General features: G+C 70.3%; 24 protein-coding genes and 1 tRNA gene. 15 read left to right on the top strand and 10 right to left on the bottom strand.

From position 1 onward, the window contains the following. Window positions 1-15 precede the first annotated feature (15 nt). Window positions 16-1,206, top strand: a complete 1,191-nt coding sequence (gene prpF, locus M6I34_RS00975) for a 2-methylaconitate cis-trans isomerase PrpF (protein ID WP_272483851.1) — start codon at window positions 16-18, stop codon at window positions 1,204-1,206. Window positions 1,207-1,267: 61 nt separating this feature from the next. On the opposite strand, the gene tesB is transcribed toward prpF, so the two are convergent. From tesB to M6I34_RS00955, 4 genes are all read right to left on the bottom strand, one after another. Beyond that, window positions 1,268-2,131, bottom strand: a complete 864-nt coding sequence (gene tesB / locus M6I34_RS00970; RefSeq protein ID WP_272483850.1) for an acyl-CoA thioesterase II — start codon at window positions 2,129-2,131, stop codon at window positions 1,268-1,270. Between the two features lie 13 nt (window positions 2,132-2,144). Continuing rightward, window positions 2,145-2,229 (bottom strand) — tRNA-Leu (locus M6I34_RS00965). A gap of 32 nt (window positions 2,230-2,261) precedes the next feature. Next, window positions 2,262-2,933 (bottom strand): histidine phosphatase family protein, encoded by a 672-nt coding sequence (locus M6I34_RS00960; protein ID WP_272483849.1) that lies wholly within the window; start codon window positions 2,931-2,933, stop codon window positions 2,262-2,264. 33 nt (window positions 2,934-2,966) lie between these two features. Then, window positions 2,967-4,142 (bottom strand): acetyl-CoA C-acyltransferase, encoded by a 1,176-nt coding sequence (locus M6I34_RS00955; RefSeq protein ID WP_272483848.1) that lies wholly within the window; start codon window positions 4,140-4,142, stop codon window positions 2,967-2,969. A 127-nt stretch (window positions 4,143-4,269) separates the two neighbouring features. Between M6I34_RS00955 and M6I34_RS00950 the strand changes: the two genes are divergently transcribed. Beyond that, complete coding sequence (locus M6I34_RS00950; protein WP_272483847.1) at window positions 4,270-4,968, top strand: SDR family NAD(P)-dependent oxidoreductase; 699 nt, start codon at window positions 4,270-4,272, stop codon at window positions 4,966-4,968. A gap of 30 nt (window positions 4,969-4,998) precedes the next feature. Next, window positions 4,999-5,685: a GTP cyclohydrolase I gene (gene folE, locus M6I34_RS00945; protein WP_272483846.1), complete on the top strand. Its 687-nt coding sequence runs from the start codon at window positions 4,999-5,001 to the stop codon at window positions 5,683-5,685. Window positions 5,686-5,724: 39 nt separating this feature from the next. On the opposite strand, the gene boxA is transcribed toward folE, so the two are convergent. The 4 genes from boxA to M6I34_RS00925 all read right to left on the bottom strand — a co-directional run bounded on the left by boxA (window position 5,725) and on the right by M6I34_RS00925 (window position 11,388). Then, window positions 5,725-7,041, bottom strand: coding sequence for a benzoyl-CoA 2,3-epoxidase subunit BoxA (gene boxA, locus M6I34_RS00940; protein ID WP_272486570.1), 1,317 nt, complete (start codon window positions 7,039-7,041; stop codon window positions 5,725-5,727). Between the two features lie 65 nt (window positions 7,042-7,106). Beyond that, window positions 7,107-8,534, bottom strand: a complete 1,428-nt coding sequence (gene boxB, locus M6I34_RS00935; protein ID WP_272483845.1) for a benzoyl-CoA 2,3-epoxidase subunit BoxB — start codon at window positions 8,532-8,534, stop codon at window positions 7,107-7,109. Window positions 8,535-8,596: 62 nt separating this feature from the next. Beyond that, window positions 8,597-10,279 (bottom strand): 2,3-epoxybenzoyl-CoA dihydrolase, encoded by a 1,683-nt coding sequence (gene boxC / locus M6I34_RS00930; RefSeq protein ID WP_272483844.1) that lies wholly within the window; start codon window positions 10,277-10,279, stop codon window positions 8,597-8,599. 200 nt (window positions 10,280-10,479) lie between these two features. Then, entirely contained in the window at window positions 10,480-11,388 is a 909-nt protein-coding gene (locus tag M6I34_RS00925) for a helix-turn-helix transcriptional regulator (RefSeq protein WP_272483843.1), read from the bottom strand. 182 nt (window positions 11,389-11,570) lie between these two features. Between M6I34_RS00925 and M6I34_RS00920 the strand changes: the two genes are divergently transcribed. From M6I34_RS00920 to M6I34_RS00890, 7 genes are all read left to right on the top strand, one after another. After that, complete coding sequence (locus M6I34_RS00920; RefSeq protein WP_272483842.1) at window positions 11,571-13,187, top strand: benzoate-CoA ligase family protein; 1,617 nt, start codon at window positions 11,571-11,573, stop codon at window positions 13,185-13,187. After that, complete coding sequence (locus M6I34_RS00915) at window positions 13,184-14,002, top strand: alpha/beta fold hydrolase (protein ID WP_272483841.1); 819 nt, start codon at window positions 13,184-13,186, stop codon at window positions 14,000-14,002. The genes M6I34_RS00920 and M6I34_RS00915 overlap by 4 nt, the downstream gene beginning before the upstream one ends. 19 nt (window positions 14,003-14,021) lie before the next feature. Then, window positions 14,022-15,185: an ABC transporter substrate-binding protein gene (locus M6I34_RS00910; RefSeq protein ID WP_272483840.1), complete on the top strand. Its 1,164-nt coding sequence runs from the start codon at window positions 14,022-14,024 to the stop codon at window positions 15,183-15,185. Window positions 15,186-15,318: 133 nt separating this feature from the next. Further along, complete coding sequence (locus tag M6I34_RS00905; protein WP_272483839.1) at window positions 15,319-16,200, top strand: branched-chain amino acid ABC transporter permease; 882 nt, start codon at window positions 15,319-15,321, stop codon at window positions 16,198-16,200. Between the two features lie 7 nt (window positions 16,201-16,207). Beyond that, the gene (locus tag M6I34_RS00900; RefSeq protein WP_418953413.1) at window positions 16,208-17,164 is read left to right on the top strand and encodes a branched-chain amino acid ABC transporter permease; all 957 of its coding nucleotides are present in this window, start codon (window positions 16,208-16,210) and stop codon (window positions 17,162-17,164) included. Then, the gene (locus tag M6I34_RS00895; RefSeq protein WP_272483838.1) at window positions 17,161-17,910 is read left to right on the top strand and encodes an ABC transporter ATP-binding protein; all 750 of its coding nucleotides are present in this window, start codon (window positions 17,161-17,163) and stop codon (window positions 17,908-17,910) included. Before M6I34_RS00900 ends, M6I34_RS00895 begins: the two co-directional genes overlap by 4 nt. Next, window positions 17,907-18,620, top strand: a complete 714-nt coding sequence (locus M6I34_RS00890; RefSeq protein ID WP_272483837.1) for an ABC transporter ATP-binding protein — start codon at window positions 17,907-17,909, stop codon at window positions 18,618-18,620. Before M6I34_RS00895 ends, M6I34_RS00890 begins: the two co-directional genes overlap by 4 nt. Here the strand turns inward: M6I34_RS00890 and M6I34_RS00885 are convergent. Both M6I34_RS00885 and M6I34_RS00880 read right to left on the bottom strand, forming a co-directional pair. Next, complete coding sequence (locus M6I34_RS00885) at window positions 18,573-19,031, bottom strand: Rrf2 family transcriptional regulator (protein WP_272483836.1); 459 nt, start codon at window positions 19,029-19,031, stop codon at window positions 18,573-18,575. The genes M6I34_RS00890 and M6I34_RS00885 overlap by 48 nt on opposite strands. Window positions 19,032-19,045: 14 nt before the next feature. Then, the gene (locus M6I34_RS00880) at window positions 19,046-19,534 is read right to left on the bottom strand and encodes a GNAT family N-acetyltransferase (RefSeq protein ID WP_272483835.1); all 489 of its coding nucleotides are present in this window, start codon (window positions 19,532-19,534) and stop codon (window positions 19,046-19,048) included. A gap of 243 nt (window positions 19,535-19,777) precedes the next feature. Between M6I34_RS00880 and M6I34_RS00875 the strand changes: the two genes are divergently transcribed. Genes M6I34_RS00875 through M6I34_RS00855 form a run of 5 tightly spaced genes read left to right on the top strand, consistent with a single transcriptional unit; the run spans window position 19,778 to window position 24,294 of the window. After that, window positions 19,778-20,944 carry an ABC transporter substrate-binding protein gene (locus tag M6I34_RS00875; protein WP_272483834.1) on the top strand — a complete coding sequence of 389 codons (1,167 nt, stop codon included), beginning with the start codon at window positions 19,778-19,780 and terminating at the stop codon, window positions 20,942-20,944. Between the two features lie 40 nt (window positions 20,945-20,984). Next, window positions 20,985-21,860, top strand: a complete 876-nt coding sequence (locus M6I34_RS00870; protein WP_272483833.1) for a branched-chain amino acid ABC transporter permease — start codon at window positions 20,985-20,987, stop codon at window positions 21,858-21,860. A gap of 49 nt (window positions 21,861-21,909) precedes the next feature. Next, entirely contained in the window at window positions 21,910-22,821 is a 912-nt protein-coding gene (locus M6I34_RS00865) for a branched-chain amino acid ABC transporter permease (RefSeq protein ID WP_272483832.1), read from the top strand. Next, on the top strand, window positions 22,818-23,600 hold the full coding sequence (locus M6I34_RS00860) for an ABC transporter ATP-binding protein (RefSeq protein WP_272483831.1): 783 nt from the start codon (window positions 22,818-22,820) through the stop codon (window positions 23,598-23,600). Before M6I34_RS00865 ends, M6I34_RS00860 begins: the two co-directional genes overlap by 4 nt. Beyond that, entirely contained in the window at window positions 23,593-24,294 is a 702-nt protein-coding gene (locus tag M6I34_RS00855) for an ABC transporter ATP-binding protein (RefSeq protein WP_272483830.1), read from the top strand. The genes M6I34_RS00860 and M6I34_RS00855 overlap by 8 nt, the downstream gene beginning before the upstream one ends. Window positions 24,295-24,305 lie beyond the last annotated feature (11 nt).

Here is a 24,305-nt window from a genome sequence, read left to right as displayed (position 1 = left end):
GCTCCCAAAACGACCATGGCCCACGTTCCGCAGATCCGCATCCCCGCCACCTACATGCGCGGCGGCACCAGCAAGGGCGTGTTCTTCCGCCTGCAGGACCTGCCCGAGGCCGCTCGGGTGCCGGGCAAGGCGCGCGACGCGCTGCTGATGCGGGTGATCGGCAGCCCCGATCCCTACGGCAAGCAGATCGACGGCATGGGCGGCGCCACGTCCAGCACCAGCAAGACCGTGATCCTGTCGAAGAGCAGCCGGCCGGACCACGATGTCGACTACCTGTTCGGCCAGGTCTCGATCGACTCGGCCTTCGTCGACTGGAGCGGCAACTGCGGCAACCTGTCGGCCGCCGTGGGCCCGTTCGCGATCGCCAACGGCCTGGTCGATCCGGCGAAGGTGCCGAAGAACGGCACCGCCAGCGTGCGGATCTGGCAGGCCAACATCGGCAAGACCATCGTGTCGCACGTGCCGATCACCGACGGCGCGGTGCAGGAGACCGGCGACTTCGAGCTCGATGGCGTGACCTTCCCGGCCGCCGAGGTGCAGCTCGAGTTCATGGACCCGGCCGCCGAGGAGGAAGGCGCCGGCGGCTCGATGTTCCCCACCGGCAAGCTGGTCGACGACCTCGAGGTGCCGGGCGTCGGAACGCTGAAGGCCACGATGATCAACGCCGGCATCCCGACGATCTTCGTCAACGCCGACGCGATCGGCTACGCCGGCACCGAGCTGCAGGACGCGATCAACGGCGACGCGAAGGCGCTGGCGATGTTCGAGACGATCCGCGCGCACGGCGCGGTGCGCATGGGCCTGATCGCGGACGTGTCCGAAGCGGCGAAGCGCCAGCACACGCCGAAGGTCGCGTTCGTCGCGCCCCCGAAGGACTACGCGGCCTCCAGCGGAAAGAAGGTGGCCGCGACGGACATCGACCTGCTGGTGCGCGCGCTGTCGATGGGCAAGCTGCACCACGCGATGATGGGCACGGCAGCGGTGGCCATCGGCACCGCTGCCGCGATCCCCGGCACGCTGGTGAACCTGGCGGCCGGCGGCGGCGAGCGCAACGCGGTGCGCTTCGGCCATCCGTCCGGCACGCTGCGCGTAGGCGCCGAGGCCAGCCAGGAGAACGGCGAGTGGGTCGTCAAGAAGGCGATCATGAGCCGCAGCGCGCGAGTGCTGATGGAAGGCTGGGTGCGGGTGCCGGGCGACGCGTTCTGAATCCGGTCGCGTCGCTGCGGTCGCCTCGAGCCGCTGCGAGCCGCCGCGGAGGTTCTTCCCGCTAGTCCTTCCGGATCCGGATCAGGCCCTCCTGGGCCACCGACGCGATCCGCCTGCCGTCCTGCGTGTACAGGCTGCCGCGGCAGAAGCCGCGCGCGCCGCCCGCCGCCGGCGACTCCATCGAGTAGAGCAGCCACTCGTCGGCGCGGAACGCGTCGTGGAACCACATCGCGTGGTCGAGGCTCGCGACCTGCAGCGCGGGCTGCACGAAGCTCAGGCCGTGCGGGATCATCGCGCTCTGCAGCAGGCCGAAGTCCGACGCATAGGCCAGCAGCGCCTGGTGCAGCACCGGGTCGTCGGGCGCGCGATCGGCGAGGCGAAACCAGGTGTGCCGCAGCGAAGGCCCCGGCTTCGGATCGAGCGGATCGTAGGGCTCGACCGGACGGAAGTCGATCGCGCCTTCGGTCTTCGCGGCGGCGCGCTGGCTTTCGGGAAGCATGCCCAGGATGCGGCGGCGCAGTTCGCGGTCGCTCGCGAGCCCGTCGGGCCCCTTCACCTGCGGCATCGGGTCCTGATGCTCGACGCCCTCCTCTTCGACGTGGAAGGACGCCGCGAGGTTGAAGATCGGCCGCCCGTGCTGGATCGCCACGACGCGCCGCGTGGTGAAGCTGCCGCCGTCGCGGATCCGCTCGACGTCGTAGACGATGCGGGCGTTCTTGTCGCCCGGCCGCAGGAAGTAGGCGTGCAGCGAATGCACGCTGCGCGAGGCCTCGACCGTGGTGGCCGCCGCCATCAGCGCCTGGCCGAGCACCTGCCCGCCGAACACCTGCGGGCTGCCGATCTCGCCGCTGACGCCGCGGAACAGGTTGTATTCGAGCCGCTCGACCTGCAGCAGCGACAGCAGTTCCTGGACTTCGGGTTTCATTCTCGATCTTGATTGGTGCGCGGACCGGGACTCGAACCCGGACGCCTTGCGGCCGCGGATTTTAAGTCCGCTACGGCTACCGATTTCGTCATCCGCGCTGGCCGACGAATGATACCGGCCGACGCCGACCTCAGAAGCCCGACAGCCCCTTGCCCTCGTCGCGCGCCGAACCCTGCAGGTGGATCGTGCAGTTGACCAGCAGCGCCTGGTGCGGCGCGACCGGCGCCAGCACCGTGACCGAGGTGTTCGCCAGGCTGGCCGGCAGCTCGATGCCCGCGGCCAGCCGCGCATGCCGCGCGAGCAGCGTCCGGATGACCAGGCCGTGCGTGACGACGACTAGGTCGCCGGCGAGCGCGGCGCGCAGCGCGAGGACCTCGTCGAAGGCCCTGGCCACCCTCGCCTCGAACTCGGCAACCGATTCGCCGCCCGGCGGCGCATCGTTCGTGGCCAGCGGGTCGAAGCCGAGCTCGTCGTAGGCGCGGCCGCGCAGCGCGCCGAAGTTGCGCTCCTGCAGCAACTCGGTCGCACGCAGGTCCAGGCCGGTGGCGGCCGCGATCGCGGTGGCGGTCTCGAAGGCGCGCGGCAGGTCGCTGCTCAGGATGGCGGCCGGCGCGAGGGCGATCGCGCCCGGCCCGGCGGCCTCTTCGCGGATCGGGGCCTCGCCGTCCGGGCGCGCGGCCAGCCTGCGCGCGACCGCCTCGGCCTGCGCCCTGCCCCGCTCGCTCAGCGGCGTGTCGGCCGGCTGGATCACGCGCGCCGCGTTCAGCGGGGTTTCACCGTGTCGCACGAGAACTATGCTCATCGCCTGCCTCCCTGCCCGTCCTGCCCGGCCGCCTCAGACAACCTCGAACAGCCCCGCCGCCCCCATGCCGCCGCCGATGCACATGGTCACCACAACGTACTTCACGCCGCGCCGCTTGCCCTCGATCAGCGCATGGCCGGCGAGCCGGGCGCCCGACATGCCGAACGGGTGGCCGACCGCGATCGCGCCGCCGTCGACGTTCAGGATCTGGTTCGGGATGCCGAGCCGGTCGCGGCAGTAGAGCACCTGCACCGCGAAGGCCTCGTTCAGCTCCCACAGGCCGATGTCGTCCATCTTCACGCCGGTGCGCTCGAGCAGGCGCGGCACCGCGAACACCGGCCCGATGCCCATCTCGTCGGGCTCGCAGCCGGCCACGGTGAAGCCTCGGAAGATGCCGAGCGGCTCGATGTTGCGCTGCTCGGCGAGCTTCGCGTCCATGACCACGCAGGCGGAGGCGCCGTCGGACAGCTGGCTCGCGTTGCCGGCGGTGATCGTGCCGCCCTCCATGACCGGCTTGAGCTTGGCGACCCCTTCGAGCGTGGTCGGGCGGATCCCCTCGTCCTGGGTCAGCGTGACCTCCTGGGTAGTCTTCTCGCCCGACTCGAGCGTCACCTCCCTGGTCGTGGTCATCGGCACGATCTCGCGGTCGAAGCGCCCCGCGGCCTGCGCCGCGGCCACCCGCTGCTGGCTCTGCACGCCGTACTCGTCCATCCGCTCGCGCGAGATGCCGTAGCGCTTCGCGACCGTCTCGGCGGTCTGGATCATCGTGTGGTACACGCCCGGCACGTTCGCCTCCAGCCAGGGCTCGCGCAGCATGAAGCGGTTCGCGTGCTCGTTCATCGTCAGGCTGACCGAGTCCAGGCCGCCGGCCACGACCGCCGGCGCCCCCTCCACGACCACGCGGCTCGCCGCCATCGCGATCGTCTGCAGGCCCGAGCTGCAGAAACGGTTCACGGTGACGCCGCTGGTGGTCACCGGCAGCCCCGCGCGCAGCGCGATCTGGCGCGCGATGTTGCCGCCCACCGGCCCCTCGGGCCGCGCGGTGCCCATGATGCAGTCCTCGATCTCGGCCGGGTCCAGGCCGGAGCGCTCGACCGCGTGCTTCACCACGTGACCGCCCATCGTGGCGCCGTGGGTCAGGTTGAATGCGCCCTTGTAGGCCTTGCCGATCGGGGTTCGGGCGGTCGAGACGATGACGGCTTCCTTCATGACGGGCGACTCCGGCTGACGGTGGCTGGGGTGGGATGGCTGGCCTGATCCTGCCGCCGAGGATAACCGCATCGGCATCGCGCCGATGCGCCGAGCGGCGCCGTCGGGAAGGCATACTCCGCTGCCCATGCCCGAAAACGAAACTCTCGCCGTGGTCGTCGGCGCAAGCGGCGGCATCGGTGCCGCGCTGGCCGCGGAGCTGTCGCGCGAGCCGCGCCGGCAACGGGTGGTCGCGCTGTCGCGCCGCTCCGACCCGCCGCTCGACCTGCTCGACGAAGCGAGCATCGCGGAGGCGGCGCGTTTCGCGGCCGGACTCGGGATCCCGGTGCGCCTGGTCGTCGACGCCACCGGCTTCCTGCACGACGATCGATTCGCGCCCGAGCGAAGGCTGCAGGACCTCGACCTGGAGCACATGCTTCACGCCTTCAGGGTCAATGCGATCGGCCCCGCGCTGCTGATGAAACATTTCCTGCCGCTGCTGCCGCGCGACGGCCGCTCGGTCTTCGCGACGATCTCGGCAAAGGTCGGCAGCATCGGCGACAATCGCCTCGGCGGCTGGTATTCGTACCGGGCCTCGAAGGCGGCGCTGAACCAGCTGGTGCGCACCGCGTCGATCGAGCTGCGCAGGCGCTGCCCCGAGGCGGCCTGCGTGGCGCTGCACCCCGGCACCGTCGACACCCGGCTGTCGGCGCCGTTCGGCAAGGCGGGGCTGGAGCTGCGCACGCCGGCGGAGGCGGCCCGCCTGCTCGTCGCGGTGCTGGATACGTTGCAGCCGGCACAGTCCGGCGGCTTTTTCGACTATCGCGGCCAGGCCCTGCCCTGGTGAGCCCTACGGACACGAAGAACGAGACCCACGATGCCCAAGGAAACGGACACCACCTCCGAACGAATCCGGCAACGGCTGCTCGCAGCCGGCCGGCGCTTCCACGCGAACGACAACATCGCCGACTTCGTCGAGCCCGGCGAGCTCGAGGCGATCCAGGCCGAGGTGGCGGGCCACATGCAGCAGGTGCTGAAGAGCCTGGTGATCGACGTCGACGGCGACCACAACACCGCCGACACCGCGAAGCGGGTCGCGAAGATGTTCGTGCGCGAGGTCTTCGCCGGCCGCTACCGGCCGATGCCTCCGGTCACCGAGTTCCCGAACGTGGAGCGGCTGAGCGAGCTGCTGATCGTGGGCCCGATCACGATGCGCAGCGCCTGCTCGCACCACCTGTGCCCGATCCTGGGCAAGGTGTGGATAGGCATCCTGCCACGCGAGGACTCGCACCTGATCGGCCTCTCCAAGTACGCGCGGCTCACCGAGTGGATCATGAACCGGCCCCAGATCCAGGAAGAGGCGGTGATCCAGCTGGCCAACACGCTGGAGGAGAAGGTGAACCCCGAGGGGCTGGCGATCGTGATCGAGGCCGATCACTTCTGCATGCGCTGGCGCGGCGTGAAGGACGCCGACTCGAGCATGACCAACAGCGTGATGCGCGGCGCCTTCCTGACCAATCCGGACCTGCGCCGCGAGTTCCTGGCCCTGCTCAGCCGGAAGTAAGCGGCGAGCGGCCGGCCGGGGGTCGCGTCCCGCGCCGGCTCAGTAGGTCTCCAGGTGCAGCCGGCCCTCGCGCTTGAGCGCCGCGCCCAGCGTGTCCCAGGACAACCCGGCCTGCTGCGCGATGTCACGCAGCGCGAGCACGACGCCCTCTTCCATGCTCTTCAGGCCGCAGACGTAGACGTAGGTGTCCTCGTCCTTCAGCAGGCCGGCCAGGTCGGCTGACCGCTCCCGCATCAGGTCCTGAACGTAGCGCTTCGGGGCACCCGGCGTGCGCGAGAATGCGAAGTTGATGTCGATGAAGTCCTTGGGCAGGCTCATCAGCGGCCCGAAGTAAGGCAGCTCCTCGCGGGTGCGCGCGCCGAAGAACAGCATCAGCCGCCCGCCCTCGAACTTGCCCGACTTGCGCAGCCGGCGCCGCCACTCGGTCATCGCGCGCATCGGCGCGCTGCCGGTTCCGGTGCAGATCATCACGATGTTCGAGCGCGGGTGGTTCGGCATCAGGAAGCTCGTGCCGAATGGCCCGATCACCTGAACCGTGTCGCCAGGCTTCAGGTCGCACAGGTAGTTCGAGCAGACGCCCCGCACCGGCCGGCCCTGGTGGTCGGCGGTGACCCGCTTCACCGTGAGCGACAGGTTGTTGTAGCCGGGCCGCTCGCCGTTGCGCGGGCTGGCGATCGAGTACTGGCGCGCGTGGTGCGGCCTGCCCGACGCGTCGGCGCCCGGCGGCACGATGCCGATCGACTGGCCCTCGAGCACCGGGAACGGCATGCGGCCGAAATCGAGCACGATGTGATGGGTCTCGTTCTCGGTGCCTGCCTCGTTGACCTTCACGTTGCCGACCACCGTGGCGGTGGTCGGGTTCTTCGGGCCGTAGAGGTTCGTGTAGGCGTGAGCGGCCGACCACGGCGGCAAGCTGGCGTTGAAGGCCGCCGAATTGAAGGCCGCCTCGCCGGGGGCAGCCGCCGCTTCGGCGCCGCCGAAGGCGCTCGACGAGGCCGATGCGCCGAGCGCCCCGCCCGGGCCCTCGGCCGCCGCGTCCGCCTCGCCCTCGGCCGCCACGCCCGCCTCGGCGAGCTGATCGGGCGTCAGCTCCGCGGGAAGCGCTTCCCAGCCGAACTGCTCGTCGACCGTATAGGCCTTCGCCCGCGGCACCGTCCGCCAGTTGTCGATCGACCCGGTCGGGCACGGCGAGATGCAGTCCATGCAGAAGTTGCACTTTTCCGCATCGACGACGTAGTTGTCGTCGTTGTGCGTGATCGCGCCGACCGGGCAGGTCGCCTCGCAGGTGTTGCAGCGAATGCAGATCTCGGGGTCGATCAGGTGCTGCTTGAGCAGCCCGGTGTCCGGCGCGTTCATCTCATGCCCCATGCTCGGTTTCGCGAATCAGCGAAGAAGGCGTGCCGCACGCCTTCCCCGCGCACTCAGTTGAAGCGAACGTACTCGAAGTCGACCGGCTGGCGGTTGATGCCCATGACCGGCGGCGCGATCCAGTTCGCGAACTTGCCCGGCTCGACGACCCGGCCCATCAGCGAGGCCACGAAGGCGCGGTCCTCGGCGCTAGGCAGCCACTCGCGCTCGTGCGCCGCCCACTCGGCTTCGCTGACCACGCGCCCGTCGGGGCTGACCCGCACGCCGGACAGCGCGCCGATCTTGCGGTTGAAGGCCTTGTGCGGCGCGACCAGCCGGAACGGCAGGCCGGCCTTCTCGATCACCTTGTTCCAGCGGTTCACGCCGGCGATCGAGTCCTTGATGTAGTCGTCGCGCAGCACCTCGTTCAGCGCGTTGAGCATCGGCACCTCGCGCTCGACCAGCTGGCCGTTCTGCACCGCCAGCACCTTGTAGGTGCGGCCCTGCAGCCGGTGGTCGTCGTCGCGCTTGGTCTCCTCGAAGCGACCCTTCAGTCCCGAGTTGTAGAAGATCGCCGCGTTGCTCGACTCGTCGGCGCCGAACAGGTCGATCGTGACGCTGAAGTGGAAGTTCAGGTAGCGCTGGATCGTGGCCAGGTCGATCACGCCGGCCGCGCGCACCTTCGCCGGATCGTCGGTCTTCAGCTGGTTCATCACCTCGCAGGTGCGGGCGATCACGCGCGAAATGCCGCTCTCGCCCACGAACATGTGGTGGGCCTCTTCGGTCAGCATGAACTTGGTCGTGCGGGCCAGCGGGTCGAAGCCGCTCTCGGCCAGCGCGCAGAGCTGGAACTTGCCGTCGCGGTCGGTGAAGTAGGTGAACATGTAGAAGGACAGCCAGTCGGGCGTCTTCTCGTTGAAGGCCCCCAGGATGCGCGGATGGTCCGCGTCGCCCGAGTGGCGCTGCAGCATCGCGTCGGCTTCCTCGCGGCCGTCGCGGCCGAAGTACTTGTGCAGCAGGTAGACCATCGCCCACAGGTGGCGGCCTTCCTCGACGTTCACCTGGAACAGGTTGCGCAGGTCGTACTGGCTGGGCGCGGTCAGCCCCAGGTGGCGCTGCTGCTCGACCGAGGCCGGCTCGGTGTCACCCTGCGTCACGATGATCCGGCGCAGGTTGGCGCGGTGCTCGCCCGGCACTTCCTGCCAGGCGGCCTCGCCCTTGTGCTCGCCGAAGTTGACCTCGCGGCCCTCCTCGCGCGGGTTCAGGAAGATGCCCCAGCGGTACTCGGGCATCTTCACGTAGCCGAACTGCGCCCAGCCCTGCGGGTCCACGCTGACCGCGGTGCGCAGGTACACGTCGAAGCTCTGCGAGCCCTCGGGGCCGAGGTCGTGCCACCACTGCAGGTAGTTCGGCTGCCAGTGCTCGAGCGCCCGCTGCAGGGCCTTGTCCTGCGACAGGTCGACGTTGTTGGGGATCTTGTCCGTGTAGTTGATCGAGGACATCGCTTGCCTCCGTGAGCGGTGGATTCGTTGATTCGCGGATTCGTGGATCGCGGCCGGGCCGGTCAGACCCGGTTCATGTCGAACTGGGCCTTCTCGCCCTTCCCGTAGAGCTTCAGCGCGCCCTTCTCGCCGACCGCGTTCGGGCGCTGGAAGATCCAGTTCTGCCAGGCGGTCAGCCGGCCGAAGATGCGGGTGAACATCGTCTCCTTGCCGTTGAAGCGCAGGTTGGCCTCCATGCCGGTCAGCGCGTCGGGCGACATCGCGGCCCGCTCCTCGAGCGCGATCCGGACCTCGTCGGCCCAGTCGATGTCGTCGGGCGCCGCGGTGACCAGGCCGAGCGCCAGCGCGTCGTCGGCCTTCAGCGGCCGGCCCAGCGCTTCGCGCACCGCGGCGAGCGGCCCGGCCTCTTCGTAGAAGCGGCGCTCGAGCCGCGACTGGCCGGTCGCCATCGGATAGAAGCCGAAGTTGGCCTCGCTCACGGCGATCGCCGGCTCGCGATCCGGCTCGTCGGGCAGCGCGGCGTGGTAGCTGCGGTCGCAGGCCAGCGCCAGCTCGAGCAGCGTGCCGGCGAAGCAGGAACCGGGCTCGATCAGCGCGAACAGGCTGCGCGAGGACACGTCCAGTCGCGAGAGGGTCCGCCGCAGCATGCCGATCGTTTCGCGCACGAACCAGTGGCCACGGTGCGCGGCGAGCTGCGCGTCCGCCGCGAGCACCGCGGCCGGGTCGCCCTCGGTCCTCAGCAGCCAGGTGCCGATCTCGAGCTCGTTGGTGCGCATCGTGAGGATCGCATCGTCGAGCTCGCGGGCCATCGCCAGCGGCCACCAGCCGGCGCCGGCCGCGGCGATCGCGTCGACGCCCTCGGGCTGGGCGCCGGCCGGCCCCTTCACGACGAAGCTCGCGGTGCGCTTCGCGCGGTCGATCTCGACGGTGACGTGCGCATAGCGCAGCGCGTCGGCCTCGTCGACCCGCTCGACCGGGGGCAGCGCGACGCCCTTCGCATCGGCCGGCCGGTCGCTCTGCTGCGCGAGCTGCAGCGCGCGCTCCCGGACCTTCTCGGCGAAGACCGCCGGCTTGGCGATCTCGTCGACCAGCCGCCAGTCCTTGGCCTTCTGGCCGCGCACGCCCTCGGTGGTGGTGCAGAAGATGTCGGCCAGGTCGTGCCGCACCTTGCGCTTGTCGGTGACCCGGGTGAGTCCTCCGGTGCCGGGCAGCACGCCGAGCAGCGGCACCTCGGGCAGGCTGACCGACGAGGACCGGTCGTCGACCAGCCAGATCTCGTCGCAGGCCAGCGCCAGCTCGTATCCGCCGCCGGCGCAGGCGCCGTTGACCGCGGCCAGGAACTTGAGCCCCGAATGGGCGCTCGAATCCTCGATGCCGTTGCGCGTCTCGTTGGTGAACTTGCAGAAATTGACCTTCCACCCGTGGCTCGACACGCCCAGCATGAAGATGTTGGCGCCCGAGCAGAAGATCCGGTCGCGCAGGCTGGTCACGACGACCGTGCGCACCTCAGGATGCTCGAAACGGATCCGGTTCAGCGCGTCGTGAAGCTCGATGTCGACGCCGAGGTCGTAGCTGTTGAGCTTGAGCTTGTAGCCGGGGCGCAGGCCGGCGTCCTCGTCGATGTTCAGCGCGAGCGTGGCCACCGGGCCGTCGAAGCTCAGCGAGACGTGGCGGTAGCGCGACGGGTCGGTCCGGTAGTCGACGACGGCGCCGGCGGTCCGGGCCTGGATGTCGGGAGCGTTCATCGTTTCTCCTCGCTTCGCTGTGTTCGTGCCATCAATCGGCGCAGCCTCGATTCGGGCATCCGGAATCGGGAATCGGAGCACCCTCGAGGAGGCGCTCCCGGGGAATCCCGAGACATGCATCATCGTGCATGTCTCGATGAGGATCGAATGATAATGCACTATTGTGCATTGTCAAGCGAAACTCACTCGCCCACCCGGAATCACCGCCCGGTGGCCTGGCGAAGCGCCTCGCGCAGCCGGGCGACGGCCTCTCCGGACGATTGTCCTCCGGTTTCGAACTGCAGGTCGGCCTTTCCGTAGAAGGCCGAGCGGCCGGCGAGGATGCGCTTGAGGTCCTCCATCGCTTCCTGGTTGCCCGCCATCGGGCGCAGGTCGCCTTGCGCGATCACCCGCTGCATGTGCTCCTCCGGCTGCGCCTTCAGCCAGATCGTGTAGCAGTGCGACAGCAGCAGGTTGAAGGTGGCGGGATCCGACACGATGCCGCCCGGCGTCGCGATGACCGCGTCGGGATACAGCTGGACGGTTTCCTCGAGGGCGCGCCGCTCGTAGCGCCGGTAGGCGGCGGGTCCGAGCAGGTTGTGGATCTCGGCGATGCTGCAGCCGGCGACCCTCTCGATCTCGGTGTTCAACTCGACGAAGGGCACGTCGAGCGCGTCGGCCAGCGCGAGCCCGAGGGTGGACTTGCCCGCGCCGCGCAGTCCGACCAGCGCGATCCGGCTCGTTCGCGCGTCGGGCCGGCCGGCCTCTCCGTAGAGTTCGGCCAGCGCGACGCGGGCGCGCCGCAGCGCGTCGTCGCTGCGCCCGCGCAGCAGGTCCCGGATCAGCAGCCACTCCGGCGAAGCGGCGGTCTCGTCGCCTAGCAGTTCGGCCAGCGGGCAGTCGAGCGCCCTGGCGACCTGCCTGAGCACCAGGATCGAGGCATTCCCGACGCCGAGCTCGAGGTTGGCGAGATGGCGTTCCGACACCTCGGATGCCCTGGCGAGCGCCTTGCGCGTCATGCCCTTGCGGGCGCGCAGCGAGCGGACGCGCTCTCCGAGCGCCTGCAGGAAAGGATCGCGGTCGGCCGTCTCGGGGGCCGGACCGACTGCGCTGAGGTCTTGAAGATCCATCGGATGCAGGCTCGCCGGGGGACTCGCGATCGTTCGACGGCGGCGCGCATGCGCCAGCCGGTTTCATGCATTATACTGCGCATTCCACCTGCAAGCACCCCCGGCGCAAAAAGTCGCGGTGCCCGCCGGAACGACGAACCAGGCATGCCGCGCGGGCAGCGCGGCATTCGAGGAGACCACAGATGAGCGATCCGATCGCCAGCCCGGAGACGACTGCCGTCCCGCCCCCGGAGCGCTTCAACTTCGCCCGCCACGTCTTCGAGCGCAACGCGTCGCGCGACGCGCGTGCCGCCTACGTCGACGACGCCGGCACGCTGAGCTACGGCCAGCTGCAAGAGCGCGCCCGGCGATGCGCGGCCGCGCTGCTCGCGACCGGGATCCGCCGCGAGGAGCGGGTGCTGCTGCTGATGCACGACTGCAACGACTGGCCGGTCGCCTTCCTCGGCTGCCTGTACGCCGGCGTCGTGCCGGTGGCGGTCAACACGCTGCTGACCGCCGACGACTACGCCTACATGCTCGCGCACAGCCGAGCCCAGGCCGCGCTGGTGTCTGGCGCCCTGTTGCCGGTGCTCTCCTCTGCCATGGAGCGTGCGCCCCACGAGGTCCGTGCCCTGGTCGTATCCCGGCCCGCGTCCGGGCTCCCCGCCGGCGCCGTCGAGTTCGGCGCCTGGCTCGAGGCCCGGCCCCCGCTGCCGGCGTGCGCCGACACGCTGGCCGACGACATCGGTTTCTGGCTGTACTCGTCGGGCTCGACCGGCCGGCCCAAGGGCACCGTGCACACGCACGGCAACCTGTACTGGACTGCCGAGCTCTACGCGTCGCCGGTCCTGGGGCTCACCGGGAACGACGTCTGCTTCTCCGCCGCCAAGCTCTTCTTCGCCTACGGGCTCGGCAACGCGCTGACTTTTCCGCTCAGCGTCGGGGCCACCGTGCTGCTGATGGCCGAGCGCCCCACGCCCGACGCGGTGTTCCGCCGCTGGACCGGCGGGGTCGGCGGCCTGAAGCCGACCGTCTTCTTCGGCGCCCCGACCGGCTACGCCGGCATGCTCGCCTCGCCGAACCTGCCGGCCCGCAACGCGGTCGCGCTGCGCCTGTGCTCGTCGGCCGGCGAGGCCCTGCCAAGGGAGATCGGCGAGCGCTTCACCGCCCATTTCGGCTGCGAGATCGTCGACGGCATCGGCTCGACCGAGATGCTGCACATCTTCCTGTCCAACCGACCAGGCGACGTTCGTTACGGCACGACCGGCAAGCCGGTCGCCGGCTACCGGGTCGAGCTGCGCGACGAGACCGGCCACGTGCTCGAGGGACCGGACCGCGTCGGCGACCTGTTCATCTCGGGCCCCTCGTCGGCCCTGATGTACTGGACACAGCGCGCCCGCAGCGACGAGACCTTCCGCGGAGCCTGGACCAAGAGCGGCGACAAGTATTACCGCGATGCCGACGGCTACTACGTCTACGCGGGCCGCAGCGACGACATGCTGAAGGTCAGCGGCCAGTACGTGTCGCCCTTCGAGGTCGAGTCGACGCTGGTCCAGCACGATGCGGTGCTCGAAGCAGCGGTGATCGGCGTCGAGAACGAGGACGGCCTGACCCGGGCAAAGGCCTACGTCGTGCTGAAGGACCCGGCCGGCGCCGGCCCCGCCCTCGCCGAGGCCCTGCAGGCCTTCGTCAAGGGTCGCCTCGCCCCGCACAAGTACCCGCGCGAAGTCGAGTTCGTGTCCGAGCTGCCCAAGACCGCGACCGGCAAGATCCAGCGCTTCAGGCTGCGCGAGCAGGAGCGCTCGAGGCGCCACGCGTGAGCGGGAGCGCACTGGCCGGCATCGACAGCGGCGGACGGCGCGTCGACATCGAGTACGCCTGGGTGGGCGCCGCCGATGCGCCCGGCCCGGTCGTCGTGTTCCTTCACGAGGGCCTCGGCTCGCTGTCGATGTGGCGCGACTTCCCGCAGCGGCTGTGCGAGACACTGGGGCTGCGCGGGCTGGTGTGGTCCCGCGCCGGCTACGGCCTCTCCACGCCCCGCCGGCCCGGCGAGCGCTGGGCGCCCGACTTCATGCACCGTCAGGCGAGCGAAGCGCTGCCGGCGCTGCTCGAGGCGCTCGGCGTCGATGCCCCGTACCTGCTGTTCGGCCACAGCGACGGCGCCTCGATCGCGCTGATCCACGCCGCGCTGTACCCGGGGCGCGTGGCCGGCCTCGTCGCGCTCGCGCCCCACCTGTTCGTCGAGGACGTCTCGGTCGCGAGCATCGAGAAGGTCCGCCAGGCCTACCTCGACACCGACCTGCGCGCGCGGCTGGCCCGCCATCACGCCGACCCGGACTCGGCGTTCTGGGGCTGGAACGACGTCTGGCTCGACCCGGCCTTCCGCGACTGGAACATCGAGCCGCTGGTGGCGCGGATCGACGCGCCGGTGCTCGCGATCCAGGGCGTCGACGACGAATACGGCACGATGAGGCAGATCGACGCGATCGCCGAGGCATTGCCCGGTACCATGCTGCTGAAGCTCGAACGCTGCGGCCACTCGCCGCATCGCGACCGGCCGGATGCGGTCATCGAGGCCTGCGAAGGCTTCGTGCGACGCATCATCGCAAACCGGGCCCCGGCCCGTTCGCTGTGAACCAGGAGGAGAGGAGACGATGAAGATCAGGTATTGCATGGCGACGCTGGCCTCGGCCGCGCTGCTGGCCGCCGCGCCGGCCCAGGCCCAGGGCAACAAGCTGAAGGTGGGCTTCATGCTGCCCTACACCGGCACCTACGCCGCGCTGGGCATCGCGATCGAGAACGGCTTCCGGCTCTACGTCGACGAGCAGGGCGGCAAGCTCGGCGGCCGCGAGATCGAGTACGTGAAGGTCGACGACGAATCGGATCCGTCCAAGGCCACCGACAACGTCAACAAGCTGATCAAGCGCGACGAGGTCGACGTGCTGGTCGGCACCGTGCACTCGGGCGTGGCGATCGCGATGGCTCGCGCCGCCCGCCAGAGCAACACGCTGATGATCAACCCCAACGGCGGCGCCGGCGCGATCACCGGCGCGCTGTGCGCGCCCAACGTGTTCCGCAGCTCGTTCTCGAACTGGCAGCCGGCCTACGCAATGGGCGAGGTCGCGGCCAAGCGCGGGCACAAGACCGCGATGACGATCACCTGGAAGTACGCGGCCGGCGAGGAGTCGGTCAACGGCTTCAGGGAAGCCTTCGAGAAGAACGGCGGCAAGGTGATCAAGGACCTCACGGTGCCCTTCCCCAACGTCGAGTTCCAGGCGCTGCTCACCGAGATCGCGGCGGCCAAGCCCGACGCGGTCTACACCTTCTTCGCCGGCGGCGGCGCGGTGAAGTTCGTCAAGGACTACGCGGCTGCCGGCCTGAAGGACGCGGTTCCGCTCTACGGCGCGGGCTTCCTCACCGACGGCACGCTCGACGCGCAGGGCGACGCCGCGCAGGGCCTGCTGACCACGCTGCACTACGCCGACGGGCTGAACACCCCGCGCGACAACGCGTTCCGTCTGGCCTACGCCAAGACCTTCAAGCTGCAGCCCGACGTCTACGCGGTGCAGGGCTACGACGCCGCGCAGATGCTGGCAGTGGGCCTGAAGGCGGTCAACGGCGATGTCTCGAAGAAGGCCGAGATCGCGGCGGCGATCCGCTCGGCCACGATCGACAGCCCGCGCGGCAAGTTCACCGTGTCGAAGGCCCACAACCCGGTGCAGGACATCTACCTGCGCAAGGTCGTCGGCAAGGAGAACAAGGTCGAGGGCATCGCGATCAAGGCCCTGGCCGACCCGGCCCGCGGCTGCAAGATGTAATCGGCGCGCGGGGCGCCGCGCGCTCCGGCGTGCGGCGCCGGTGCGCGCGCCCTTCCCCCCGCCGCGACCCGCCCCCTGCCGCGCCCCCCTGCCGCGACCTGACCCGCCTGCCGCGATCCGCCCCGCTTCCCGCATGGACCTCGCCACCTTCCTGATCCAGTGCCTGAACGCCGTCCAGTACGGGCTGCTGCTGTTCCTGGTCGCCTCCGGCCTCACGCTGATCTTCGGGATCATGGGCGTGATCAACCTGGCGCACGGCAGCTTCTACATGATCGGCGCCTACATGGCCTACGCGCTGGCGCCCGCGGTCGAGCAGCACCTCGGCGGCGGCTTCTTCGCGACGCTTGCGGTCGGCGTGGCGCTGTCGGTCGCGCTCGGCTACCTGCTCGAGTGGCTGTTCTTCAGCTACCTGTACGAACGCGAACACCTGCAGCAGGTGCTGATGACCTACGGCCTGATCCTGGTCTTCGAGGAGCTTCGCAGCCTGATCGTCGGCAACGACGTGCACGGCGTGGCGATGCCCGAATGGCTGTCCGGCACGGTGCCGCTGGGCGAGGTGATGACCTACCCGGTCTACCGGCTGTTCATCTCCGCGGTGTGCGTGGCCGTCGCGCTGGCGATGTGGCTGGTGCTGGCCCGCACCCGGCTCGGCATGCGCATCCGCGCCGGGGCCACCAATCGCGAGATGGTCCGGGCGATGGGCGTCGACATCAGGCTGCTCTACCGGATCGTGTTCGCGATCGGCGTGGCGCTGGCCGCGCTGGCCGGCATGATCGCGGCGCCGGTCAGCTCGGTGTACCCGAACATGGGCGGCCAGGTGCTGATCATCTGCTTCGTCGTCGTCGTGATCGGGGGCATCGGCTCGATCAAGGGCGCGCTGGTGGCAGCGTTGCTGGTCGGCTTCGTCGACACCTTCGGCAAGGTGCTGTTCCCGTCGCTGGCGGGTCTCTCGGTCTACCTGCTGATGGCGGCGATGCTGCTCTGGAAGCCGGAAGGCCTGTTCCGGGCGGGGTGAGACGGCGGTGAACACGAAGCTCGCTCCCGTCGCGCTGGCCTTCGTCGCCTTCGGCCTGTTCCCGCTCGCGGGCGGCGCCTACGAAATCGACCTGGCCACGAAGATCATGATCCTCGCGATCTTCGCGCTGAGCCTCGAGCTGCTGGTCGGCCAGACCGGCCTCGTCTGCTTCGGCCACGCGGCCTTCTTCGGCATCGGTGCGTACACGGTCACCCTGCTCACGCCGATGAGCGGACCGGTCTCGCTGTGGCTGGCGCTGCCGGCCTCGGTCGGCGCAGCCGCCCTCTACGCGCTGCCGGTCGGCGCGCTGTCGCTGCGCACGAAGGGCGTGTACTTCATCATGATCACGCTGGCCTTCGCGCAGATGGCCTACTTCGTCTTCCACGACACGCCGCTCGGCGGCGGCAGCGACGGCATCTACCTGGACTTCCGTCCGGATCCGGCGATAGGCGGCTGGCAGCCCTTCGACCTGTCCGAGGGGCACACGCTGTACTACGCGGTGCTCGCGTCGCTGGTGCTGGTCTTCGGGCTGCTGGCGGTGATGCTGCGCAGCCGCTTCGGCCGGGCGCTGGCCGGCATCCGGGTCAACGAGCAGCGCATGCGCGCGGCCGGCTTCCCGACCTATGGCTACAAGCTCGCGGCCTTCGTGCTGTCGGCGGCGCTCGCCGGCCTGGCCGGCTTCCTGTACGCGCTGAAGGACGGCTACGTGAACCCGGAGCTGCTCAGCTGGCACCACAGCGGCGCTGTGCTGCTGATGATCATCCTCGGCGGGCTCGGCCACCTGCGCGGCGCGATGCTCGGCGCGCTGGCCTTCACGCTGCTGCAGGAGGCCTTCCAGTCGCAAGCGCTGGTCGGCGACTTCGCGCAGCACTGGCAGCTGCCGCTGGGACTCACGATCATCGCCTTCGTGGCGCTGATGCCGAAGGGACTGATCGGCCTCGCGCTGCGCCGGGGTCGCCAATGAGCGGCGAGGTGCTGCTGGCCGCGCGCGAGCTCTCTCGCGCCTTCGGCGGATTGCGCGCGGTCGACGGGGTCTCGCTCGAGCTCGAGCGCGGCGCGCTGCATGCGGTCATCGGCACGAACGGCGCGGGCAAGTCGACGCTGATCAACCTGCTGTCGGGCGAGCTGGCCGCCACGTCCGGCGCGGTCGAGCTGCTGGGGCGAGACGTGACCCGCTGGACCCAGCCGCGCCGGGCGCGGGCCGGCCTGGGCCGCAGCTACCAGCGCAACACGATCTTTCCCGAGTTCACCGTATTCGAGAACTGCCGACTCAGCGCGCAGGCCCATCGCCCGCGCCCCTGGGACTGGCTGACGCCGGCCAGCGCCTGCCCGGCCAGCCGCGGGGCCGCCGAGCGGGCGATCGACCGAGCCGGGCTCGCCGACGTGGCGCACAGGATCGCCGGCACCCTGTCGCACGGCCAGAAGCGACAGCTCGAGATCGCGATGTGCCTGGCGACCGATCCCCAGGTCCTGCTCCTCGACGAGCCGCTGGCCGGCATGGGCGCCGAGGAGAGCGAGCGGATGCTCGAGCTGCTTCGCGAGCTGGTGCCAGGCCACGCGATCATGCTGGTCGAGCACGACATGGATGCGGTCTTCCGGGTGGCCGATCGCATCACCGTCATGGTGAACGGGCGGGTGATCGCCAGCGACGCGCCCGAGGCGGTCCGCAACGACCCCGAGGTGCAACTCGCCTACCTGGGGCACGAATGACGCACCCGCTGATCGAGGCGCGCGAGCTGCACGCCCACTACGGCCAGAGCCACGTGCTGCAGGGCGTGACGCTTTCCGTCGCGCGCGGCGAGTCGGTCGGCCTGCTCGGGCGCAACGGCATGGGCAAGACGACGCTGATCCGCACGCTGCTCGGGCTGGTGCGCGCCAGCGGCGGCAGCGTGTCGGTGGCCGGCCGCGACATGAGCGGCGCGCCGACCGAAAAGATCGTGCGCCACGGCATCGGCTACGTGCCCGAGGGGCGCGGCATCTTTCCCAACCTGTCGGTGCGCGACAACCTGCTGATGGGCGCGCGCAGCGGCACGCGCGGGCAGCGCGACTGGACGCTGGAGCGCGTGCTGGCCACCTTCCCGCGGCTGGCCGAGCGGCTGTCGAACGGCGGCGCGCAGCTCTCGGGCGGCGAGCAGCAGATGCTCGCGATCGGGCGGGCGCTGATGACCAATCCCGACCTGGTCATCCTCGACGAGGCCACCGAGGGGCTGGCGCCGCTGGTGGTCGCGGAGATCTGGCGCACGATCGGCGAAATCCGGGCGAGCGGCATCGCGTCGCTGGTGGTGGACCGGAACTACCGCGCGGTGCTGGCGCACACCGATCGCGCGGTCGTGCTCGAGAAGGGCCGGATCGTGCTGGCCGGCCCGTCGGACTCACTGGCCTCCGACCTGGAGGCGCTTCGCCGCCATCTCGGGGTCTGAGCCAGCCGCGCGCTCGACCATGCCGAGCATCGTCGCGATGGTGACCGAGCCGAGGATCGCCTTCGCGTGCTCGTCGATCTCGCCGAGCACGCTGCCGAGCGCCGCGCCGACCGGCGTCAGGTCGCCCGGCTCCCTGCGTTCGGAAGCCGGCGCGGCGAAGTCCTCGAACAGCTGGATCACGTCCAGCAGCGTGAGGCGCCGCGCGTTGCCGGCGAAGCGGTAGCCGCCGCCGACGCCGCGCACCGACTCCACGATGCCCGAGCGGGCGAGCTCGGACAGCACCTTCGCCAGGTGGTGGGGAGAGACACCGTACTTCTCGGCGATCTCCGCGGCCGGAACGTGCCGGTCCGGCTTCGCCGCGAACTCGATGACGCTGTAAAGGGCGAGCGAGGTGTTCTTCTGGAGTCTCATCGTCGGGCCGGTGCTCAGTCGTCGAGGTCCATCTCGAGCGGGACGAAGGGGCCGGTCCGCATGCCCTGGCTGCGAAAGAACGACAGGATCAGCATGTCGTCCCGCGCGAGGATGGTGCGCAGCTTTCGCACGCCGGAGCGGCGCATCGCGTCGCACAGCGCGCGCAGCAGCACCGAGGCCACGCCGTGCAGCCGGTGCTCGGGCTGCACGTCGATCGCGAAGACCCAGCCGCAGGGCGGCTCGCCGAACTCCCAGTCGCGGACCTCGCCGATCACGAAGCCGACGACCTGGCCCGCGAACTCGGCCACGAGGAAGTGCCGCTCCGGGCGGTTGCCCCTGCCGTAGCGGTGGAAGATCGCGTGCCAGTAGTCGTCCTTCGCGATCCCGGTCACCTTGGTGTCGATCGCGACGATGCGCTCGAGGTCCGTGCGCCGGACCTTGCGCACCGACACCCTGGCCGGCTGGCCGCGCGAAGCCTCGCTCCCCGAACGATGGGTCGTCATCGCCTCCCCCGAATATTGATCAGGATCAAATCAATAATCGTATTATCGTACCAGAATGCGTAAAACGCAGATGGCGAACGGTGACGCAGCCCCGGCTGTCGATCACTGTCGCGGAGGATACCGGAAGCGGCGGCGCAGCCATGGCTGCCACCGCGCACCGCGGCGCACGAGGTCGGGTCGAAGAAGTTGCACCAGTGGCATGCACCGCGCGCGGAGCGTGTCCGACAACGTCAGGAGACAGACATGCGTTCGACTGGAAGCTCCCGCCACGCCCCTCGCATCGCCGCCGCGGCGCTGGCCGCCGCGCTCTGCGCCGCGGCCCCCGCCGTCGCGCAGGAACCGATCAGGATCGGCTCCTTCCTCGCCGCCACCGGTCCGGCCTCCTTCCTCGGCGACCCTGAGCAGAAGACGCTGGAGATGTACGTCGAGCGGATCAACGCGTCCGGCGGCGTGCTGGGTCGCAAGCTGCAGCTCTTCGTCTACGACAGCGGCGGAAGCGCCGAGAAGGCGCGGACCTTCACCAAGCGCCTGATCGAGCAGGACAAGGTCGACCTGATCGTCGGCGGCTCCACGACCGGCGAGACGATGGCCGCGGTGCCGCTGGTCGAGCAGGCGCAGGTCCCGTTCGTCTCGCTGGCCGGCGCGGTCGTGATCGTCGAGCCGGTCAAGAAGTGGGTGTTCAAGACGCCGCACACCGACCGGATGGCCTGCGAGAAGATCTTCACCGACATGAACGCGCGCAAGCTGGACAAGCTGGCGCTGATCTCCGGCGCCGGCGGCTTCGACCGGTCGATGCGCGGCGAGTGCACGAAGGTGGCGCCGAAGTACGGCATCGAGATCGTCGCCGACGAAAGCTACGGCGCGGCCGACACCGACATGACCGCGCAGCTCACGAAGATCAAGGGCACGCCCGGCGTGCAGGCCGTGCTCAACGCCGGCTTCGGCCAGGGCCCGGCGATCGTCACGAAGAACTACGCGCAGCTCGGAATCACGCTGCCCCTGTACCAGTCGCACGGCGTCGCGTCCAAGGAGTTCATCAAGCTGGCCGGCGCCGCGGCCGAGGGCGTGCGGCTGCCCGCCGCCGCGCTGCTGGTGGCGGACATCCTGCCCGCGGGCAATCCGCAGAAGCCGGTGGTCGTCGCCTACAAGCGCGACTACGAGGAGCGCTTCAAGTCCGACGTGTCGACCTTCGGCGGCCACGCCTACGACGGCCTGATGCTGGCGGTCGAGGCGATCAAGCGAGCAGGCGGCACCGACAGGCAGAAGGTCCGCGACGAGATCGAGAAGACCAAGGGATACGTGGGCACCGGCGGGGTGGTGAACATGGGGCCGGCCGACCACATGGGCCTGGACCTCAGCGCCTTCCAGATGCTGGAGATCCGCAACGGCGCCTGGACCGTCGTGAAGTAGGCGAAGCGGCGGACGCGCCTGCCCGAGAACGGGGACCGAGATGAGCGGACAGTGGGTCCAGTTCCTGGCCAGCGGCCTGACGGCGGGCTCGATCTACGCGCTGGTGGCGCTCGGCTTCTCGATCATCTTCAACGCGAGCCGGGTCATCAACTTCGCTCAGGGCGAGTTCGTGATGATCGGCGGCATGAGCGCCGTGTCGCTGGTCGCGGCCGGCGCCCCGATGCCGCTGGCGATCGCCGGGGCCGTGGCCGTCGCCGCGGTGGTCGGCCTGCTGCTCGAGCGCCTGGCGGTGGGGCGCGCGCGCAGCGCCGACGTGGTCACCCTGATCATCATCACGATCGGCGCGTCGATCTTCCTGCGCGGGCTGGCCCAGCTCGTGTGGGACAAGCGCATCCACGCGCTGGCGCCGCTGTCCGGGGACACGCCGATCGAGTTCTTCGGGGCGACGATCCTGCCGCAGAGCCTGTGGGTGATCGGCGTCACGATCGTGATCGTGGCCGCCCTGTCGTGGTTCTTCCGGCGCACCCTTCCCGGCAAGGCGATGCTCGCCACCGCCTGCAACCGCACCGCCGCGCAACTGGTCGGCATCGAGGTGCGGACCGTCCTGTTCGCCAGCTTCGGGCTGGCCGCGGCGCTGGGCGCCGCCGCCGGCGTGCTGATCGCGCCGATCACCTTCACCTCCTACGAGGCCGGGATCATGCTCGGCCTGAAGGGATTCGCCGCCGCGATCCTGGGCGGGATCGGCAGCTTCCCGGGGGCGATCGCCGGCGGCCTGCTGCTCGGCCTGCTCGAGAGCCTCGGGGCCGGCTACGTGTCCTCGGCCTACAAGGACGTGATCGCCTTCCTGATCATCCTCGCAGTCCTCTTCGTCAGACCCGATGGAATCCTTGGTGCAGTCAGGAGCGAACGCGTCTGAACGGCGCCCCGCCGACCGTCGCCGGTGGGCCTCGCCGCGCACCGGGGGGTTGGCCGCGCTGGCGCTCGTGATCGTGCTGGCGCCGCTGGTGCTCGCCAACGACTACTTCTACGACGTCGCGATCCTGGTCGGCCTGAACGCGATCGTCTGCGTGGGCCTGAACCTGCTGATCGGCTACGCGGGCCAGATCAGCCTCGGCCACGCCGGCTTCTTCGGGCTCGGCGCCTACGGCTCGGCGCTGCTCTGCTCGCGCTACGGCGTGCCGCCGCTCGCGGCGCTGCCGCTGGCGGCCGCGGGCGTGGCCGTGCTCGCCTTCGCCGTCGGCCGGCCCATCCTGCGCCTGAAGGGTCACTACCTGGCGATGGCCACGCTCGGGCTCGGCGTCATCGTGTCGATCGTGATCGCCAACGAGGACCGGATCACCGGCGGCCCCGACGGCATGGCGGTCCCGCCCTTCACCGTGCTCGGCCACCTGGTCCAGGGGGAGCAGGCCTGGTACTGGCTCGTCGGCGCCTGCCTGTTCGTCGCGGTCTGGCTCGCGCTGAACCTGATCGAATCGCCGGCCGGCCGCGCGCTGCGGGCGCTGCACGGCTCGGAGATCGCCGCCGAGGTGGTCGGCATCGACAGCGCGCGGCGCAAGCTGGAGGTCTTCGTGCTCTCGGCCGTGTTCGCCGCGCTGGCCGGCGGCCTGACCGCCTTCTACAGCGGCTTCGTCACGCCGGACAAGGCCTCCTTCCTGCACTCGGTCGAGCTGGTGACGATGGTGGTCTTCGGCGGCATGGCCTCGACCTTCGGCGCCGTCGTCGGCGCCGCGGTGCTGACCATCCTTCCGCAAGCGCTGACCGCGGTCAGGGAGTACGAGATGGTGGTCTTCGGCGCGGTCATGATGGCGACGATGATCTTCTTTCCCCGCGGGGCCGTGCCGACCCTGGAGTCCTGGCTGCGGAGGCGCTCGTCGTGAGCGGGCTCGAGGTCAGCCGGGTCTCCCGCGCGTTCGGCGGCGTGCACGCGGTGCAGGACCTGTCGTTCACGATCCCGCACGGCATCGTCCAGTCGATCATCGGCCCGAACGGGGCGGGCAAGACGACGCTGCTGAACCTGTTGACCGGCATCTACCGGCCCAGCGCCGGCAGCATCGCTCTCGACGGCCGCGAGCTCACCGGGCAGCCGCCGCACCGGTTCGCGGCCGCCGGCATCGGCAGGACCTTCCAGAACCTGCAGGTGTTCTTCAACATGAGCGCGCTCGAGAACGTGATGACCGGGCGCCACCTGCACGAGGCCTGCGGCCTGCTCGCGAGCCTGGTGCCGACCCCTTCCCGGCAGCGCGCCGAGCGGGCCTGCCGAGAGCGGGCGCGCGAGCTGCTGCGCTTCGTCGGGCTCGAGGGCCTCGCCGACGCGAGCGCGGACACGATGCCCTACGGCGCGCTCAAGCGGCTCGAGATCGCCCGCGCGCTGGCCGGCGAGCCGAGGATCCTGCTGCTCGACGAGCCGGCCGCCGGCCTGAACCCGACCGAGTCCGGGGAGGTCGCCGCGCTGATTCGCAGGCTCTGCGAGGCCGGCACCACCGTCGTGCTGGTCGAGCACAACATGCGCCTGGTGATGGGCGTCTCCGACAGCATCCTGGTGCTCGATCACGGCCGCAAGCTCAGCGAAGGGACGGCCCGGCAGATCGGGAGCGACCCACGCGTCATCGAGGCCTATCTCGGCACGGTCGACGCCGCGGAGGCCGCCGATGCTTGAAGTGAGCTCGCTGAGCAGCCGCTATGGCCGGATCACCGCGCTGCACGACGTCAGCCTGCGGGTCGACAGCGGTGAGCTGGTCGCGCTGGTCGGCGCCAATGGCGCCGGCAAGTCGACGCTGCTGCGCGCGCTGTCCGGCATCCAGCCGACCTGCGGCGGCAGCGTCGGCTTCGAAGGGCGCGACGTGACGCGCAGCTCGCCGCGCGCGCGCGTGCGCATGGGCATCGTTCAGGTTCCGGAGGGTCGGCAAGTGTTCTCGCCCTTGCCGGTCGAGGACAACCTGCGCCTCGGGGCCTTCGTGCGCCCGTCGGCCGAGGTGGCCGGGAGCCTGGAGCAGGTCTACTCGCTGTTCCCGGTGCTCGCGCAGAAGCGCAAGGAACCGGCCGGCACCCTGTCGGGCGGCCAGCAGCAGATGCTCGCGATCGGCCGGGCGCTGATGGCGCGCCCTCGCCTGCTGCTGCTCGACGAGCCCAGCATGGGGCTGGCGCCGCGCCTGGTGGCGGAGATCTTCGCGACGATCCGCGCGCTGCGCCAGGCCGCCACGACGATCCTGCTGGTCGACCAGAACGCGCGCGCGGCGCTGTCGATCGCCGACCGCGCCTACGTGATCGAGGTCGGGCGCATCGCGCTGACCGGAAGCGGCAGCGAGCTGCTCGACGACGACGCGGTCCGCGAGGCCTACCTGGGCCTGTGAGCGAATCCATG

This window comes from Zeimonas sediminis (assembly GCF_023721795.1).
GTDB lineage: Bacteria > Pseudomonadota > Gammaproteobacteria > Burkholderiales > Burkholderiaceae_E > Zeimonas > Zeimonas sediminis.
The sequence above is the reverse complement of the archived record's forward strand: the minus strand, read 5'-3'. Positions and strand labels throughout refer to the sequence as shown.

Bases quoted from the DNA above. Each gene is read 5' to 3' on its own strand.
- prpF (WP_272483851.1), top strand. From the start codon at position 16: ATGGCCCACGTTCCGCAGATCCGCATCCCCGCCACCTACATGCGCGGC.
- tesB (WP_272483850.1), bottom strand. From the start codon at position 2,131: ATGAAACCCGAAGTCCAGGAACTGCTGTCGCTGCTGCAGGTCGAGCGG.
- M6I34_RS00960 (WP_272483849.1), bottom strand. From the start codon at position 2,933: ATGAGCATAGTTCTCGTGCGACACGGTGAAACCCCGCTGAACGCGGCG.
- M6I34_RS00955 (WP_272483848.1), bottom strand. From the start codon at position 4,142: ATGAAGGAAGCCGTCATCGTCTCGACCGCCCGAACCCCGATCGGCAAG.
- M6I34_RS00950 (WP_272483847.1), top strand. From the start codon at position 4,270: ATGCCCGAAAACGAAACTCTCGCCGTGGTCGTCGGCGCAAGCGGCGGC.
- folE (WP_272483846.1), top strand. From the start codon at position 4,999: ATGCCCAAGGAAACGGACACCACCTCCGAACGAATCCGGCAACGGCTG.
- boxA (WP_272486570.1), bottom strand. From the start codon at position 7,041: ATGAACGCGCCGGACACCGGGCTGCTCAAGCAGCACCTGATCGACCCC.
- boxB (WP_272483845.1), bottom strand. From the start codon at position 8,534: ATGTCCTCGATCAACTACACGGACAAGATCCCCAACAACGTCGACCTG.
- boxC (WP_272483844.1), bottom strand. From the start codon at position 10,279: ATGAACGCTCCCGACATCCAGGCCCGGACCGCCGGCGCCGTCGTCGAC.
- M6I34_RS00925 (WP_272483843.1), bottom strand. From the start codon at position 11,388: ATGGATCTTCAAGACCTCAGCGCAGTCGGTCCGGCCCCCGAGACGGCC.
- M6I34_RS00920 (WP_272483842.1), top strand. From the start codon at position 11,571: ATGAGCGATCCGATCGCCAGCCCGGAGACGACTGCCGTCCCGCCCCCG.
- M6I34_RS00910 (WP_272483840.1), top strand. From the start codon at position 14,022: ATGAAGATCAGGTATTGCATGGCGACGCTGGCCTCGGCCGCGCTGCTG.
- M6I34_RS00905 (WP_272483839.1), top strand. From the start codon at position 15,319: ATGGACCTCGCCACCTTCCTGATCCAGTGCCTGAACGCCGTCCAGTAC.
- M6I34_RS00895 (WP_272483838.1), top strand. From the start codon at position 17,161: ATGAGCGGCGAGGTGCTGCTGGCCGCGCGCGAGCTCTCTCGCGCCTTC.
- M6I34_RS00890 (WP_272483837.1), top strand. From the start codon at position 17,907: ATGACGCACCCGCTGATCGAGGCGCGCGAGCTGCACGCCCACTACGGC.
- M6I34_RS00885 (WP_272483836.1), bottom strand. From the start codon at position 19,031: ATGAGACTCCAGAAGAACACCTCGCTCGCCCTTTACAGCGTCATCGAG.
- M6I34_RS00880 (WP_272483835.1), bottom strand. From the start codon at position 19,534: ATGACGACCCATCGTTCGGGGAGCGAGGCTTCGCGCGGCCAGCCGGCC.
- M6I34_RS00875 (WP_272483834.1), top strand. From the start codon at position 19,778: ATGCGTTCGACTGGAAGCTCCCGCCACGCCCCTCGCATCGCCGCCGCG.
- M6I34_RS00870 (WP_272483833.1), top strand. From the start codon at position 20,985: ATGAGCGGACAGTGGGTCCAGTTCCTGGCCAGCGGCCTGACGGCGGGC.
- M6I34_RS00855 (WP_272483830.1), top strand. From the start codon at position 23,593: ATGCTTGAAGTGAGCTCGCTGAGCAGCCGCTATGGCCGGATCACCGCG.